Origin of the sequence: Stutzerimonas stutzeri (genome assembly GCF_009789555.1) — a bacterium.
In the GTDB taxonomy this organism is placed as follows: Bacteria; Pseudomonadota; Gammaproteobacteria; order Pseudomonadales; family Pseudomonadaceae; genus Stutzerimonas; species Stutzerimonas stutzeri_R.
In genome coordinates this window covers 2,326,901-2,342,978 of record NZ_CP046902.1, presented here as the reverse complement: position 1 = coordinate 2,342,978, position 16,078 = coordinate 2,326,901, and the positions used below count along the sequence as shown (strand labels likewise).

11 protein-coding genes, 2 tRNA genes and 1 other RNA gene are annotated in these 16,078 nt (G+C 62.8%); 4 read left to right on the top strand and 10 right to left on the bottom strand.

What is annotated here, in order from left to right:
• Nucleotides 1–867: 867 nt before the first annotated feature.
• Nucleotides 868–2,145 (bottom strand): Wzz/FepE/Etk N-terminal domain-containing protein, encoded by a 1,278-nt coding sequence (locus GQA94_RS10925; protein WP_158188044.1) that lies wholly within the window; start codon nt 2,143–2,145, stop codon nt 868–870.
• 145 nt (nt 2,146–2,290) lie between these two features.
• A complete protein-coding gene (gene ihfB, locus GQA94_RS10920; RefSeq protein ID WP_045164450.1) occupies nt 2,291–2,575 on the bottom strand; it encodes an integration host factor subunit beta in 285 nt (94 codons plus the stop codon).
• 511 nt (nt 2,576–3,086) lie between these two features.
• On the opposite strand from ihfB, the gene GQA94_RS10915 reads away from it, so the two are divergent.
• Nucleotides 3,087–3,533, top strand: a complete 447-nt coding sequence (locus GQA94_RS10915) for an REP-associated tyrosine transposase (RefSeq protein WP_158188043.1) — start codon at nt 3,087–3,089, stop codon at nt 3,531–3,533.
• A gap of 472 nt (nt 3,534–4,005) precedes the next feature.
• Here the strand turns inward: GQA94_RS10915 and GQA94_RS10910 are convergent, their stop codons facing one another.
• Both GQA94_RS10910 and GQA94_RS10905 read right to left on the bottom strand, forming a co-directional pair.
• Nucleotides 4,006–5,667 carry a DEAD/DEAH box helicase gene (locus tag GQA94_RS10910; RefSeq protein WP_158188042.1) on the bottom strand — a complete coding sequence of 554 codons (1,662 nt, stop codon included), beginning with the start codon at nt 5,665–5,667 and terminating at the stop codon, nt 4,006–4,008.
• A 1,142-nt stretch (nt 5,668–6,809) separates the two neighbouring features.
• On the bottom strand, nt 6,810–7,559 hold the full coding sequence (locus tag GQA94_RS10905; protein ID WP_158188041.1) for a spermidine synthase: 750 nt from the start codon (nt 7,557–7,559) through the stop codon (nt 6,810–6,812).
• A 117-nt stretch (nt 7,560–7,676) separates the two neighbouring features.
• Here GQA94_RS10905 and GQA94_RS10900 point away from each other — a divergent pair, with 117 nt between their 5' ends.
• Nucleotides 7,677–9,026, top strand: a complete 1,350-nt coding sequence (locus GQA94_RS10900) for a class II 3-deoxy-7-phosphoheptulonate synthase (protein ID WP_158188040.1) — start codon at nt 7,677–7,679, stop codon at nt 9,024–9,026.
• Between the two features lie 308 nt (nt 9,027–9,334).
• Nucleotides 9,335–10,783 carry an SLC13 family permease gene (locus GQA94_RS10895; RefSeq protein ID WP_158188039.1) on the top strand — a complete coding sequence of 483 codons (1,449 nt, stop codon included), beginning with the start codon at nt 9,335–9,337 and terminating at the stop codon, nt 10,781–10,783.
• Nucleotides 10,784–10,918: 135 nt separating this feature from the next.
• On the opposite strand, the gene efp is transcribed toward GQA94_RS10895, so the two are convergent.
• The 3 genes from efp to ffs all read right to left on the bottom strand — a co-directional run bounded on the left by efp (nt 10,919) and on the right by ffs (nt 12,987).
• Nucleotides 10,919–11,485, bottom strand: coding sequence for an elongation factor P (gene efp, locus GQA94_RS10890; RefSeq protein ID WP_158188038.1), 567 nt, complete (start codon nt 11,483–11,485; stop codon nt 10,919–10,921).
• 43 nt (nt 11,486–11,528) lie between these two features.
• Nucleotides 11,529–12,668: an elongation factor P maturation arginine rhamnosyltransferase EarP gene (earP, locus tag GQA94_RS10885; protein WP_158188037.1), complete on the bottom strand. Its 1,140-nt coding sequence runs from the start codon at nt 12,666–12,668 to the stop codon at nt 11,529–11,531.
• A 222-nt stretch (nt 12,669–12,890) separates the two neighbouring features.
• Nucleotides 12,891–12,987: signal recognition particle sRNA small type (gene ffs / locus GQA94_RS10880), an RNA gene on the bottom strand.
• 502 nt (nt 12,988–13,489) lie between these two features.
• Here ffs and GQA94_RS10875 point away from each other — a divergent pair.
• A complete protein-coding gene (locus GQA94_RS10875) occupies nt 13,490–14,476 on the top strand; it encodes an NAD(P)/FAD-dependent oxidoreductase (RefSeq protein ID WP_158188036.1) in 987 nt (328 codons plus the stop codon).
• A gap of 91 nt (nt 14,477–14,567) precedes the next feature.
• On the opposite strand, the gene GQA94_RS10870 is transcribed toward GQA94_RS10875, so the two are convergent.
• From GQA94_RS10870 to GQA94_RS10860, 3 genes are all read right to left on the bottom strand, one after another.
• Nucleotides 14,568–15,497, bottom strand: coding sequence for a ZIP family metal transporter (locus tag GQA94_RS10870; protein ID WP_158188035.1), 930 nt, complete (start codon nt 15,495–15,497; stop codon nt 14,568–14,570).
• Between the two features lie 350 nt (nt 15,498–15,847).
• Nucleotides 15,848–15,923: transfer RNA gene (locus GQA94_RS10865), tRNA-Gly, on the bottom strand.
• A gap of 17 nt (nt 15,924–15,940) precedes the next feature.
• Nucleotides 15,941–16,016, bottom strand: a tRNA-Glu gene (locus GQA94_RS10860).
• Nucleotides 16,017–16,078 lie beyond the last annotated feature (62 nt).

Here is a 16,078-nt window from a genome sequence, read left to right as displayed (position 1 = left end):
ACGGAGGCGCCATTTTGCCACCAGGTTCACAAAAAACAAGCGGAACGACGCTTGATAAGTGCTGGAAATTTCAAATGTGGGGGTGGGTTTTTGCCGCTGTTGTGGGAGGGCCGACCTCGGGGCGAATTGCTTTTCAAGCTGGGGCAGGCCTGTGGCCTGCATTCGCCGCGGGGGCGCGCCTCCCACATTGGGGAAAGCGGCTCGGTTGACTACGGGGCTGGATTTCTACCGCTTTTGTGGGAGGCCCGACCTCGGGGCGAACGGCTTGAGGCCGGGCAGGCCAGTGGCCTGCATTCGGCGCGGGGCGCGCCTCCCACATGGGGAACGCGGTGTGTTCACGTGGGGGCTGGGTTTCTGCCGCTGTTGTGGGAGGCCCGACCTCGGGGCGAATGGCTTGAGGCTGGGGGCAGGCCTGTGGCCTGCATTCGCCGCGGGGCGCGCCTCCCACATGGGGAAGCGGCTCGATTTGACCGTGGCGTTGGGTTTCTACCGCCGCTGTGGGAGGCCCGACCTCGGGGCGAACGGCTTGAGGTCGGGGCAGGCCTGTGGCCTGCATTCGCCGCGGGGGCGCGCCTCCCACATTGGGGAAAGCGGCTCGGTTTGACTACGGGGCTGGGTTTCTGCTGCTGTTGTGGGAGGCCCGACCTCGGGGCGAAGCTTTGGCCTTTTGGGCAGGCTTGCAGCCTGCATTCGCCGCGGGGCGCGCCTCCTACATGGGAAAGCGGTGTGTTCACATGGGGGCTGGGTTTCTGCTGCTGTTGTGGGAGGCCCGACCTTGGGGCGAACGGCTTGAGGCCGGGGCAGGCCTGTGGCCTGCATTCGCCGCGGGGCGCGCCTCCTACATGAGAAAACCCCGGGAGATTCAGGCTATCTGAAGACTGGCTGTTGTTCGGCGCCGCGATTCATCAGGCTGCGCACCAGCGCAATGAAGACGCCCAGCATGCCGCCCAGCACAAGCCCCAGCGCCAGTATCATGGCCTTTTTGGGCTTGATCGGCGTGACCGATTGCAGCGCTGGCTGGTCCAGCCGAACGAGTCTCAGCCGCTCGGTGTCGAGCTTGATACCCTTGAGCCGAGCAGCCTCTTCACGAAGTTCCGCCAGTTTGGTCAGATAAAGGTCTTCGCTCTCCCGCTCCTGCAGGATCTCGACCTCGCGGTTGTTCTCAAGCAGGGCGAGTTCGGATTGAATCTCGGCGATACGAGGCTCGATGAAATCATCGGACTTACGATTGAGCAGAGCATCGCGCTCGGCAGTAAGCGCCTCGGTGCCCATGAAATACAGCGGCGTTTCCTGGTTGGTCACTTCGGTGCGAATGACCTGCGCGCCGCCGCGGGCTGATTCCGTCATGGCATATGGGCTGGTAGGCGTGCGAATCCCCAGCGACTCGGCAATGGAAATGGCCTCGCTGAGCTCCTGAATTCGGTTGGTACGGCGTGTTTTCAGCTCCTCGCGCAGAGCGGAGAGTTCGTCCTGGAGTTGAGCGCGTTTGAGCGCGTCTTCTTCCAGCAGTGCGGCGATTTTCGCCTCCTTGGCGGCGTTGTAATTCGCTCGCTGCGCCTGCATGTTCATATCCAGACTGGCCAGACGGTTATTGATCAGGCTCTCCAGGTCATCGGCGATCTCTCTACGCTCCATGTCCAGTACATAGGCCACAAAGCCGTTGACGACCGACGCGCCGTCCATCCCTTCCGGGTAGGTGAGCTCCAGGCCAACGAACGCGCTACGGTTGTCCGTACGCTTTGGGTCGGGATGGAGCATCTCGAATGAGCGTTCATTGAACTCGGCAAAGGTCTGCTCAAGCGAATCACCGCGCTTGGGGATGCGCTCAAACAGCGCCTGATTGTTCAGGAAGAACTCGAGACGGTTGTCGTAGGACGATAACGCGCCCGCCACCCGATTAACCGCCTCTTCCGGCGTGAGCTTGTAGATACCGGTTTCATTGAGCTGATCGAGGCTGCTCTGCGGTACTGGCCGCAGGTAGGTTCGGGTTTCATAGTAGGGCGTTGCGAGGAAAGCGTAGGCCGCTGCAATAAGCGTGACGATGAGCGTTACGCCTACGATGAGCAGCTTCTGTCGCCAAAGGGCACGAAACAGTTCAACCAGGTCGATTTCTTCAGCTGAGGAGGGTTGGGGCTGCACGGACATCCGAATTCCTTATTGTTTGACGCTTCAATGCAAGGCAAGCGAATCGGAATTTGTACACCACAACAGCAAAAAGTTCCCATGAGCTGATGATTTTTAACAACTTTTTAGAAGTAGCCCGCAGCGTTGACAATCTGTCCGACGGCCCCTACTCCTCTTCGTTGACACGGTCGCGCAATTCCTTGCCCGGCTTGAAGTGCGGAACGAACTTGCCGTCGAGCGGGACAGACTGGCCAGTCTTCGGGTTACGGCCCACGCGTGGGGCACGGTAGTGGAGGGAGAAACTGCCGAACCCACGGATTTCGATGCGATCCCCGGTCGCCAGTGCCTGGGCCATTTGCTCGAGCATGGTCTTGATCGCCAGCTCGACATCCTTGGACGAAAGCAGGCCTTGCTGGGTGACGATACGTTCGATCAACTCCGACTTGGTCATGGTTTTCCCTTCGTTTTCAAGCGGCTAGATCATCTGGGTTGCGGTCGTTTGTAGCATGTTGTTCAGAGTTTGAACAGCCTGGACGTTTGACGGGTCCTCAACCGCATCGCCAGCCCCCTTCGCCGCGAGGGCGCGCCTCCTAAAGGGAAAGTGACTCTGCCCTTAGCTTTGTGCTTTTTGATGCAGTTGTGGGAGGCCCGACCTCGGGGCGAAGCTTTGGGCTGCTTGGTAGGCTCACTGCCCCTTCGCCGCGGGGGCGCGCCTCCCACGGGGAAAGCGGTGCTTTGGCTTTAGCTTTGTGCTTTTTGATGCTTTTGTGGGAGGCCCGAGCTCGGGGCGAAGCTTTGGGCTGCTTGGTAGGCTCACTGCCCCTTCGCCGCGGGGGCGCGCCTCCTACGGGGAAAGCGGTGCTTTGGCTTTAGCTTTGTGCTTTTTGATGCTTTTGTGGGAGGCCCGACCTCGGGGCGAAGCTTTGGGGTTATTGTGCCGGCTGGATTCAGGGAGATATCGAATGAGCAAGGACGCTTATTTTTCCTCTAACCGGCTCCGCACGGGTCGCTGGTCTGCTGCAGGGCAGGTCTATCTGGTCACGACTGTTACAAGACATCGATGTCCGGTATTTCAGGATTTCTTTGCCGCTCGTGAGCTGATTCAAGTCATGCGAGAGGATGCATTACGCGATTCGCACCAGACGTTAGCCTTTGTGGTGATGCCAGATCACCTGCATTGGCTGCTGGAGCTGCGGCAGGAATCTCTTTCGCGGCTCGTAGGCCGGGTGAAGTCGATATCCGCAAGGCGTATCGGCAGTCAGGTTTGGCAAGACGGTTTTCATGATCGTGCATTGCGCAAGGAGGAAGACCTGCGTGCGATGGCACGGTATGTCATCGCCAACCCATGGCGGGCAGGGTTGGTGGAGAGAATTGGCGATTACCCGCACTGGGATGCAGTGTGGGTGTGATGAGGCTGATCGTTTAGCGCCTAGAGCTTGGCAGGCTTGCAGCCTGCATTCGCCGCGGGGGCGCGCCTCCCACAGGGAAAGCGGTGCTCTGCCTTAACTTTGTGCTTTTTGATGCTTTTGTGGGAGGCCCGACCTCGGGGCGAAGCTTTGACGCTTTGGCAGGCTTGCAGCCTGCATTCGCCGCGGGGGCGCGCCTCCCACAGGGGAAGCGGTGCTCTGCCTTTAGCTTTGTGCTTTTTGATGCTGTTGTGGGAGGCCCGACCTCGGGGCGAAGCTTTTGACTGCTTGGTAGGGTCACTGCCCCTTCGCCGCGGGGGCGCGCCTCCCACAGGGAAAGCAGTGCTCTTCCTTTAGCTTTGTGCTTTTTGATGCTTTGTGGGAGGCCCGACCTCGGGGCGAAGCTTTTGACTATTGGGAGGCCAAAAAAAAGGGTGGGCTATCAAAGCCCACCCTTTTGCTTAGCTAGCCGCGATCAGTCTTCGCGATAGCGCCGCAGCTTGAGCTGCTTGCCGCCGACACGGGTGTCCTTGAGTTTGCCCAGCAGGCGCTCGAGGCCCTCTTCGGGCAGCTCGACCAGGCTGAAGCTGTCGCGGACCTGGATGCGGCCAATCGCTTCGCGGGCCAGGCCGCCTTCGTTAAGGATGGCGCCGAGCAGGTTGCGGGCGGCGATGCCATCGCGTGCACCCAGCGGAGTGCGGCAGCGGGCACGGCCTTCGGCCAGCGGAATCGGCGCACGGCGCTCGCGATCACCGCTGCGCTCTGGCCGGTCGGAACGCTCGCGCGGGCTGCTGGTCGGGACCAGTGGCTGCTCCTTTTCCACGTCGGCCAAGGTCAGCGCCTGGCCGTTGGTCGCCTTGCGCAGCAGCGCAGCGGCCAAGGCACGCGGGCTGCAGCCAATGTCGGCGACCAGTTTGTCGAGCAGTTCGCCATGGCTGGCTTCGGCATCCGCTACCAGCGGCGCAAGGCTGTTGGTGAGTTTCTTGATGCGCGCGTCCAGCACCTGCTGCGCATTAGGCAAGCGGGCTTCGGCGACTTTCTGGTTGGTGACGCGCTCGATGACCTGCAGCATGCGGCGCTCGCGCGGCGTAACCAGCAGCAACGCACGGCCTTCGCGACCGGCACGACCGGTACGGCCAATACGGTGCACGTAGGATTCCGGGTCGTAAGGCATGTCCACGTTGAACACGTGGGTAATGCGCGCCACGTCGAGGCCGCGAGCGGCAACGTCGGTGGCGACAACGATATCCAGACGACCATCCTTGAGCGATTCGATGACGCGCTCACGCTGGTTCTGGGCGATGTCGCCGTTCAACGCAGCGGCTTTGTAGCCTTTGGCTTCCAGCGCGGCGGCCAGATCAAGGGTGGCCTGCTTGGTCCGCACGAAGGCGATCAGCGCGTCGAAATCTTCCACTTCGAGCAAACGCAGCACGGCCGGGATTTTCTGGTCGGCATGGACCATCAGGTGCGCCTGCTCGATGCGGGCAACGGTCTGGGTCTTCGCGGCGATCTTGATGTGCTGCGGCTCGCGCAGGTGCTTCTCGGCAATCGCGCGGATGGAATGCGGCAGGGTCGCGGAGAACAGTACCGTCTGGCGGCTTTCCGGCATGGCCTCGAAGATGACTTCAAGGTCGTCCATGAAGCCCAGCTTGAGCATTTCGTCGGCTTCGTCGAGCACCAGGCATTGAATGGTCGACAGCAGCGTGCTGTTGCGGCTGAGGTGGTCGACGAGACGGCCCGGAGTGGCCACGATGATCTGCGCGCCCTGGCGAATGGCCTTGAGCTGCGGGCCCATCGGGGCGCCACCGTAGACGGCTACGACGCCAACGCCCGGCATCTGCTTGGAATAGGTTTCGAACGCCGTGGCTACCTGCAAGGCCAGCTCGCGGGTCGGCGCGAGGATCAGCGCCTGCGGTTCACGCTTGGCCGGATCGATCTTGGACAGGATGGGCAGCGCGAACGCTGCGGTTTTGCCGGTACCGGTCTGGGCCTGGCCGATCATGTCGTGGCCGCCGAGAATTACCGGGATCGCCTGGCTCTGGATCGCCGAAGGCTCTTCGTAGCCCACCGCGACGACGGCAGCGAGTACAGAGGGATGAATACCGAGTGCGGCAAAGCCGCCGATTTCCTGGGTCATGGGTCTTTTCCTGATGCTCCGCAAAGACCCATGTTCCGAAGCTGCGCATGCCATGCAAAACCCGAAGGTCACCCTGGCAGCCTGGTCGGCGGGGTTTGCGAAAACGTAATGGATGATGAATCGTCAAGGATAGCCGCTGGAAGCGGATAGCAGCCGAAGCAGCGCTTCGTGTGTTGCAGTACCTGAACGCAGGCTGAGTTTCAGCCGGCGCGTACTATACCGGAATTATGTGAACCTGTGCGTGCAATTTGTCTGTGGGGTTAGGTTCTTCTTCCCGGCGGGATGCGTACCCAATAGAGAGAGGACCGTTGTGGGAGGCCCGACCTCGTGCGGCGCCTTGTCGTGCTGGCAGGCTTGCAGCCTGCATTCGCCGCGGGGGCGCGCCTCCCACATGGGGTAAGACGGTGTGTTCACGTGTGGGGTGGTTCTGCCGCTGTGGTGGGAGGCCCGACCTCGGGGCGAAGCTTTGGCCTTTTGGGCAGGCTTGCAGAGGCGCATTCGCCGCGGGGCGCGCCTCCCACATGGGGTAAGGCGGTGTGCTTTACGTGTGGGGTTGGGTTTTGCCGCTGTGGTGGGAGGCCCGACCTCGGGGCGAAGCTTGTCGTTTTGGCAGGCCTGCGGCCTGCATTCGCCGCGGGGCGCGCCTCCCACAGGGTAAGGCGGTGTGCTTTACGTGTGGGGTTGGGTTTTGCCGCTGTGGTGGGAGGCCCGACCTCGGGGCGAAGCTTTGGCCTTTGGGCAGGCTTGCAGCCTGCATTCGCCGCGGGGCGCGCCTCCCACATGGGTAAGGCGGTGTGTTCACGTGTGGGGTGGTTCTGCCGCTGTGGTGGGAGGCCCGACCTCGGGGCGAAGCTTTGGCCTTTTGGGCAGGCTTGCAGCCTGCATTCGCCGCGGGGCGCGCCTCCCACGTGGGTAAGGCGGGGTGTTCAGGTGTGGGGTTGGGTTTTGCCGCTGTGGTGGGAGGCCCGACCTCGGGGCGAAGCTTGTCGTTTTGGCAGGCCTGCGGCCTGCATTCGCCGCGGGGCGCGCCTCCCACAGGGTAAGGCGGTGTGCTTTACGTGTGGGGTTGGGTTTTGCCGCTGTGGTGGGAGGCCCGACCTCGGGGCGAAGCGGGTTGGCAACGCTTTAGCTGGCCGGGCGCATTAGCTGGCCGGGCGCAGCGCGTTGATGAGCGAGTCCAGTGAATAACCCAGGCGCGGCGCGAGGGCGCTGGCACGCTCGCGCAGGGTCGGCACATCGAGCGTCTGCTCTAGGTCAGCGGGGACGAACAGCACCACGTTGCCCTCTTTCACCGGGCATTCCCAGTAGTGACGATGGAACAGTCCGCGCAGCAGCGCCGCGCCGAGCGGCTTGTCTTCGTCCGTGCCCCATTGGTTGATGACCAGCCAGCCGCCCGGATTCAGCTTCTGTTGGCACCGTTCGAGGAAGCGCCACGCCAGATGCGCGGCAGCAGGCCCGACGTCCGTATAGAGGTCGACGTAAATGAGATCGGCGGTTTCGGCGGTATCCAGCAATTGCACGGCATCGCCGATGCGGATGTAGAGCCGTGGATCGTTCTGCAGGCCCAGGTACCGCATCGCCAGCTCCGGTACGTCCGGGCGCAGTTCGATGGCCTCGACGTCTTCGAGCGGCAGGAATTCCAGGCACGCCTGGGTCAGGGTGCCGGCGCCGAGGCCGAGAAACAGCGCGGTCTCGGGCGCTTCGTGCAACAGGCCGCCCATCAGCATGGCCCGCGTGTAGTCGTATTCAAGCCAACTGGGGTCCGGCGTGAAGACACAGCTTTGCTCGACCGCCGCGCCAAACTCGAGAAACCGGTACTCCCCGACTTCCAGCACGCGGATCAGGCCAAAGGCATCCTTTACTTCGGCCAGCAACACTTCCTGCTTGTCCATTGCACTCACTCCAAACCGGTCGACGCATCTTAACAGCCCGATGGGCAGGGCTATCAGCGCCACCTCAGCGCATCAGGTAAAATCGGAACACTTATTATCGCGCACGGAATCACTTCGATGAGCCACGCCTGGAGCCCTACCAGCTGGAGAAACAAACCGATCCAACAGCAGCCCGACTACCCGGACGCCCACCATCTCCAGCGCGTCGAGCAGACGCTGGCGAGTCTGCCTCCGCTGGTGTTCGCCGGCGAGGCGCGTGAATTGCGCCGGCAATTCGCCGAGGTCACCCAAGGCCGCGCCTTCCTGCTGCAGGGCGGCGATTGCGCGGAGAGCTTCGCCGAGTTTTCCGCGCCGAAGATCCGCGACACCTTTAAGGTGCTGCTGCAAATGGCGGTGGTGATGACCTTCGCGGCGGGCTGCCCGGTGGTCAAAGTCGGTCGCATGGCGGGCCAGTTTGCCAAGCCGCGCTCCTCCGGCAACGAAACCATCGACGGCGTCACCCTCCCGGCGTATCGGGGCGACATCGTCAACGGCATCGGTTTCGACGAGAAGAGCCGTGTACCGGACCCGGAGCGGCTATTGCAGGCCTACCACCAGTCCACCGCCAGCCTGAACCTGTTGCGCGCCTTCGCCCAGGGCGGTTTCGCCGATCTGCACCAGGTCCACCAGTGGAACCTCGACTTCATCGCCAATTCGCAGATGGCCGAGAAATACCACCAATTGGGCGCACGAATCGATCAGGCCTTGAAGTTCATGCGGGCCTGCGGCATGGACAACGCACCCCAGCTGCGCGAGACCAGTTTTTTCACCGCTCACGAGGCCCTGCTGCTCAATTACGAACAGGCGTTCGTGCGCCAGGACAGCCTCAGCGGCGGCTGGTACGACTGTTCCGCCCATATGCTCTGGATCGGTGACCGCACCCGCCAACTGGACGGCGCGCATGTCGAGTTCCTGCGCGGGGTGGGCAACCCGATTGGTGTGAAGGTCGGTCCGAGCATGGACAGCGATGCGCTGGTCCGCCTGATCGACATCCTCAATCCAGACAACGACCCCGGCCGCCTGAACCTGATCGTGCGAATGGGCGCGGATAAGGTTCAGGAGGGACTGCCACGCCTGATCCAGACGGTGCAGGCCGAGGGCCGCCATGTGCTGTGGAGTTCAGATCCGATGCACGGCAACACGATGAAGGCCTCCAGTGGTTACAAGACCCGCGACTTCGCGCGGGTGCTGGCCGAGGTTCGGCAGTTCTTCGAGGTGCACCGTGCCGAAGGCAGCTATCCGGGCGGCATTCATATCGAAATGACGGGGCAGAACGTCACCGAGTGTATCGGCGGCTCGCGCCCGATCACCGAAGACGGTCTCAGCGACCGATACCATACCCACTGCGACCCGCGACTCAACGCCGATCAATCGCTGGAGCTGGCATTCCTGATTGCCGAGACGCTGAAACAGGTACGCCCGAGCTGACTTCCCGACCCAAACGATGCGCGGAGTCGCTGGACGATCCGCGCCAAACCTCGGGCCTTTCCAGGGGTCCAACCATCAGGTTCATAGGCTGGCCTGCGCTGACAGTGGCGTTGACGACCGACGCGGCGCCGGGCATTGCCCTGGCGACACCCGACGCGAGTTCGACCGCGCAACATCAATAGGCCACTAATGATTAGGGGCATTAATAAACCGTCAGGCGTGCAACGGCTGTTAGAATTCGCGCCGCTTTGATCCGGGTATTCCTACGCCCTCTCGCAGCCGGATCGCCCCATTGAGGAACCCTTTGCATGTCCGATTCACCCGAGAACAAGGGCGCCGCCATCGCGGCTTCCATCGGCCTGTTGCTAGGCCCTGCAGTCTTGCTGCTGTGTATTCTGACCGACCCTCCGGGCGGCCTTTCGAACGAGGCCTGGCTGACGGTGGGCCTGGCTGGCCTGATGGCGATCTGGTGGTCGACCGAGGCGATACCGATCCCCGCCACTTCGCTGCTGCCGATCCTGCTGATTCCCTTGCTGGGCATCGACACTCTGGCCAAGGCCACCGCGCCCTATGCCAACCCGACCATCTTCCTGTTCTTCGGTGGGTTCGTGCTCGGCCTGGCCATGCAGCGCTGGAACCTGCATCGGCGAATCGCCCTGGCGACGCTGTTGGCCGTCGGCAACCAGCCCAGTCGGCAGATCGCCGGATTCATGATTGCCACGGCATTCATCAGCATGTGGGTCAGCAACACCGCGACCAGCATCATGATGCTGCCCATCGGGCTATCGGTGATCGGTCTGCTGGTGGCCGGCAGCGACGAAAAGGAAGGCGGCCGTTTCGCCATCGCCCTGCTCCTCGGGATCGCCTACGCGGCCAGCGTTGGCGGCATCGCGACGCTGATCGGCACGCCACCGAACGCTTTGCTGGCCGCCTTCATGCGCGAGAACTACGACGTGCAGATCGGTTTCGGCCAATGGATGCTGCTGGGCCTGCCGCTGAGCATCGGCATGCTCATGTTCATCTGGTGGTGGTTGACGCGCGGCGGCTTCAAACTCGCCGGTGGAGACAGCCGAGGACTTCTGGAAAAGGAAATGGCCGAGCTGGGCCCCATGTCCCGTGCCGAGAAGATGGTCGCGGTGGTGTTCACACTGGCCGCCGCCGCCTGGATTCTGCAGCCCTTCCTCGCCGAATACGTCGAGGGTGTCAACGACACCAACATCGCGATTGCGGCCGCTCTGGCGCTGTTCCTGATTCCGGTGAACCTGCGCGAGCGGGTCTTCCTCATGGACTGGGAGCAAGCGAACAAGGCCCCGTGGGGCGTTCTGCTGCTGTTCGGTGGTGGCCTGTCACTGGCCGGCGTGATCGGCGCGTCGGGCCTGGCCGAATGGATCGCCGGAAGCCTCGGCGCGTTCGGGGCGCTGCCGCTGATTCTGATGATCGGGCTGGTCACGTTGGTGATCATCTTCCTTACGGAAATCACCTCCAATACTGCAACCGCGGCGGCGTTTCTGCCCTTGCTCGGCGCACTGGCAGTCGCACAGGGCATGTCGCCCGAGATGCTCGCGATTCCCGCCGCCGTTGCGGCCAGTTGCGCCTTCATGATGCCCGTGGCTACGCCACCCAACGCCATCGTGTTCGGGACAGGCCAGGTGCCCATCCAGTCCATGATCAAGGCCGGCTTCGCGCTGAACCTCTTTGGCGTCGTGCTGGTGACGGTGCTCTGCTACCTGCTGGTGGGCTGGATCTGGGCCGGCTGATCGACCAGCGCCCTTCCCGCTCCGAGGATCGGCTTGCCGTCCCGGAGCGGCCAACCGTCCCAGCAGACGACACCAGAAACGAAAAAGCCCGGCACTGAGCCGGGCTTTTTTGCGAGCAGTCTGCGAGCGGGGCGATCAGGCCTTGACGCGCGACTTGTATTCGCCGGTACGGGTGTCGATCTCGATCGAGTCACCGATTTCGCAGAAGGCGGAAACCTGCAGCTCAGCCCCGTTCTTCAGGCGGGCAGTCTTCATGACCTTGCCGGACGTGTCGCCACGTACGGACGGCTCGGTGTAGACGATTTCGCGAACGATGGTGGTCGGCAGTTCAACCGAGATCACCTTGTCGTTGTAGAAAACGGCTTCGCAGACATCGGTCATGCCGTCTTCGATGAAGGTCATCACGCCTTCGAGATCGTCTTTTTCGATCTCGTACTGGTTGAACTCCTCGTCCATGAAGACGTAGAGCGGGTCGGCGAAGTAGGAATAGGTCACTTCCTTGCGCTCGAGAATTACCGGCTCCAGCTTGTCGTCAGCCTTGTACACAGTCTCGGTGGCGGAACCGTTGAGCAGGTTCTTCAGCTTCATCTTGACGACGGCACTGTTACGACCGGACTTGTTGAACTCGGCTTTCTGGATGACCCAGGGTGCGCCGTTGATAACGGCCACTTGGCCGGCACGGAACTCTTGTGCGGTTTTCATACGAATATCCGAATGGGATTAGAGACAAAAAACAGGCCGCGTATCATAGCCAATCTGTGTAAAAAAACACCAGCTTTCCGGCCAGATCGCCGTTGGCGACCTGTTTGTGGGTCCAGCATTCGGCGTGAGCCTTCAACGCGGGCTCGAATTCGAGCATCGCGGTCCAGGCCGCCCCGCTAGCTTGCCCATCGTTCCAGGCACGCCAGAACCCACGCAGCGCCGCCGCAGGTCCCGGCGCCAGGTCACGCAGGTATAGATCGAGGAACGCGTTGAGCTTGTGCCAGTGCGCATTTTCTTGCTGCGGATAAATGTGCCAGACCAGCGGGCGCCCGGCCCATTGCGCCCGAATGAAGGACTCCTCGCCGCGCACGGCGTTGAAGTCGCAGCACCACAGCAGCATGTCGTACTGGTTCTGCGTCATGAACGGCAGCACGGCGATCTGCAGCGCGCCTCGGACATGGCGGTCACCCGCCTGCAGTCGCTCCAGCTCGAGCCACCGCGCCACATCACCCAGCACCCGGCCTTCCGGCACCAGCAACTGCGAAGCGCGCGTGTCGGCGGCCAAGGCGTCGAGCCAACCGGCAACGGCAACGTTTTCGTAGGCGAACAGCGAAAGCAGGCGCGCGCCGGGCTCGACCGTCAGGTCGAAGCCCTGCAGGAATGCGTCGCGCAGCAGCGGATCGCGCTGAAACGCCTCACGTCGCGCCAGCAGATCGCCCTCGCGAATCAGCCCCCCGGTACCTTGCTCGAATCCCGGGAAGAAAAAGTATTTCTGCAGCCCATCGGCCTGCATCGATGGCAGCGCATGGCATCCCACCACCCAGTCTTCGGCGCTGAGGTATTCCAGGTTGAGCCAGAGGATGCGGCGCCCGCTGTGGGCCATCGCTTCTATATAGGCCTCGGGCAGCTGGCAGGCGAAGGCTTCGATCACTACGTCGGCCGGCTCGGCTCCTGGCCAGTCGGGCGACCAGTGCCGCACCTCGACACCGTCGTGCCACTGTTGGCTCGCGCTGGCACTGGTGCCCGGGCAAAGCCGGGCGAAGGTTTGCAGATCATCGACCCACAGCCGCACCCGCTGCCCATGCTCGGCGACCAACTGCCGCGCCAGGCGCCAGGTCACGCCGATGTCGCCGTAATTGTCGACGACGACGCAAAAGATGTCCCAGCTCGCTCTGACCGACAAACCCACACTCCTCGAACACGATTGATGGCTGCTTCGCACGGACCGCCGCTGGCAAAGCATACCGAGTACAGCCCGGTTGCCGCTGCAATCGCCAAAAAATCCGGAGGTGCGACCGTCACCTGCCCGGCGGATCGACCAGGCACGCGGGTTCGCTTGGCTGGTGCAATGCCAATGCCTGTCGGCTGCTATTCAAAAAAGGGGGGGGAACGTCATGGAGGTGAACCCTACCAGCCACACCCCGGCACACAATGTCACCGCTGCGGCTGCTCCCTTCCGGGCCTGACCGGGTTCACGGCTGATCGTTGCGGGGGGACCGGCAGGGCCCACCATAACAAAACCCGCCTGGCGGCGAGCGGCGCCATTGTACCGGCTTATTCCCAACTTACAACCAATCCGTGCAGGCGCTGATGCATTGGCTGATCGGGCATCACGCCCGCACCGCACTGGCCTCTGGGCCGTACCGACAGTCGCACCGCAGCCCTGGCCCGCCATATGCGGACAAGCGCGACCGTTGCCGGTTGCCCGCCTGACGTTCGCCTTCGGCGCACGCCCCGCCGCCCCTAAGCGCCCGCATCCGCATGCAGGCCGGGCATCACCCGGCTGACGGACTTGCCCGCCTCGCCACCGCCCGTCAGCCGATACGGAAATATAGCTGCCATGTGTCTTGTATCGACCCGAACCCCTATGCAAATCCAACGGTCTGTTTGAGGATAACGAACGCATCAGCGTAGTCGTTTCTTTCTCGAAACGGCACCAGGACCGAACGAACCAGCGCAGTGGTCGCGCAGCGGAGACTGGCGGCGCTATCGAAAGAGGTAAGCATGAGCAAAGCTCCCATTGCCATTGTCGGCGCCGGTATTGCCGGGCTTTCCGCAGCCCATGCATTGCATGCCGCCGGGCAGTCCGTCCAGCTGTTCGACAAGAGCCGTGGCCTGGGCGGACGAATGGCCAGCAAGCGCACCGAGTCGGGTCATCTGGACCTCGGCACCCAATATTTCACCGCGCGTGATCGTCGTTTCACCGAGACCGTACGTCAGTGGCAGACCCAGGGCTGGGTCGCCGAGTGGTCACCCCATCTCTATCAGTCGCGCGGCGGACAATTATCGCCGTCCGCCGATGAGCAACTGCGCTGGGTAGGCGTACCGCGCATGAGTTCGATTGCCGCCGGGCTGCTCGGCGAGCTGCCCGTCACGCTCGGTTGCCGGATCACTGAGGTCTTTCGAGGCGAGGAATACTGGAAACTGGTCGATGCCGACGGGAACAGCCACGGCCCGTTCAGCCAGGTGATCGTCGCCATTCCCGCGCCCCAGGCGAGCACGCTGTTGGCCGCCGCACCGAAGCTGGCCGCCGTCGCGGCCAGCGTTGCGATGGAGCCGACGTGGTCCGTCGCCCTGGGCTTTGCCAAACCGCTGGAAACCAACCTTGAAGCCTGCTTCGTCCAGGACGACGCGCTCGACTGGCTGGCCCGGCATCACAGCCGGCCCGGACGCGACGACCCCCTCGACATATGGGTGTTGCATGCCAGCAGCGCCTGGAGCCGCCAGCACCTCGACTCGTCAAGGGATTGGGTGATCGAGCGGCTACACGGCGCGTTCGCCGAACTGATCGACTGCGTCGTAACGGCACCGGAATTCACCCTGGCCCATCGCTGGCTCTACGCCCGGCCGAGCCAATCCCATGAGTGGGGCGCGCTGGCAGATGCACACCTGGGGCTGTATGCCTGCGGCGACTGGTGCCTGTCAGGGCGGGTCGAAGGCGCATGGCTGAGCGGCCAGGAAGCCGCACGGCGGCTGCTCGAACAGCTTTGACGCATCGTCCATACGTGCCGCCGATAGAGCGGCGGCACCACCGCTACCCCACCCCGTCAGGCGCGCCTCGCAGCCCTTCGCGCCACGCTCCCTAGCCCAGCGCCGTATCGAGAAACATCATGACCGCAAAACCGCCCATCAGACCGACCGTTGCGGGGGTCTGATGGCCATTGCGGTGGGTTTCGGGAATTACCTCGTGCGATACCACGAAGATCATCGCGCCCGCCGCCAATCCCAGGCTGACCGGATACGCGACCGCCAGCCCGCTGGATATCCCCAAGCCGACCAGCGCGCCGAGCGGCTCCATCAGGCCCGATGCGGCGGCGACCAATATCGAACGCCAGGCAGAAAGGCCGGTGGTTCGCAAGGCCAACGCGATGGCCAGCCCTTCCGGAATGTCCTGTATGGCGATAGCCGTGGTAAGCGGTAGCCCGACATTCAGATCGCCATTGGCGAAGCTCACACCGATCGCCATGCCTTCAGGAATGTTGTGCAGGATGATCGCGAAAACGAACAGCCAGACCCGGCTGACACGCTGATGCTGAGGACCGAACGCACCTGCACTCTCGTGCTCATGCGGGGTGAAGTAATCCAGTCCGAGCATCAACAACACACCAAACCCGAGCCCCACCACCACGGTCAACGCAGCGGCAGGCCCGCTGCCGAACAGGTCTCTGGCCGCCGCCAGCCCTGGCAGAATCAGCGAGAACGAACTGGCTGCCAGCATCATGCCGGCCGCGAAGCCCAGCATGCTGTCCTGGGTCCGAGTGGACACGTTGTTCAGCACGATGGCCATCAGCGCACCCAACGCCGTCGCCCCGAAGCCTGCCGTACCGCCGAGCAGCGCGTAGCGGATGTTGCTTTCGTCACCGTTCTGGAACGCGCTGTAACCACTGGCGATCAGCAGCACCAATACGGCCAGCCCCGCGCCGACCAGACCCAGCGCGATGACGGGATTTGCCTGTGCATGGGCGATCCATGCCGAGCGCAGTGTCGCTGCGGCACTTTGAGTGCTAGCCATACGAAAAACCCCGATTTGATTCTTTTGGTCGTCTGCCCTGACCGACGGAAGCGGCCTGCAGCCGCCAGCAGCAGCCGCAGCCGCAGGCACCCTCACGGACAAGGCGCGACGAGCGTCTATGCATAAGACCGTGGCCGGCTCGTTGAGTTTTGATGCACAGGCGCGGGACGATGCGTGGCAGCGAGCCAAAGGGGCGTGACCGCTCTTGGAATGAAGCGGCCGCCACGCCCGCACGCTGACTGCGGAACGGAGCTCGAAGCATCGGGACAGGAAATGCAGGCACAAAAAAAGCGACTCTAAGGTCGCTTTCTTTGTGCTGACGATTGGCCGTAACCGTTCGCCTGCGAATTTGGAGCGGGAAACGAGACTCGAACTCGCGACCCCGACCTTGGCAAGGTCGTGCTCTACCAACTGAGCTATTCCCGCGGTGTCTACAACAAAAATGGCGTCCCCTAGGGGACTCGAACCCCTGTTACCGCCGTGAAAGGGCGGTGTCCTAGGCCACTAGACGAAGGGGACGCTGCCCGGAAACTACAGCTTTCTTCCGGCTTCCAGCGTTTGCGATGTGCTTCACGCTGCAA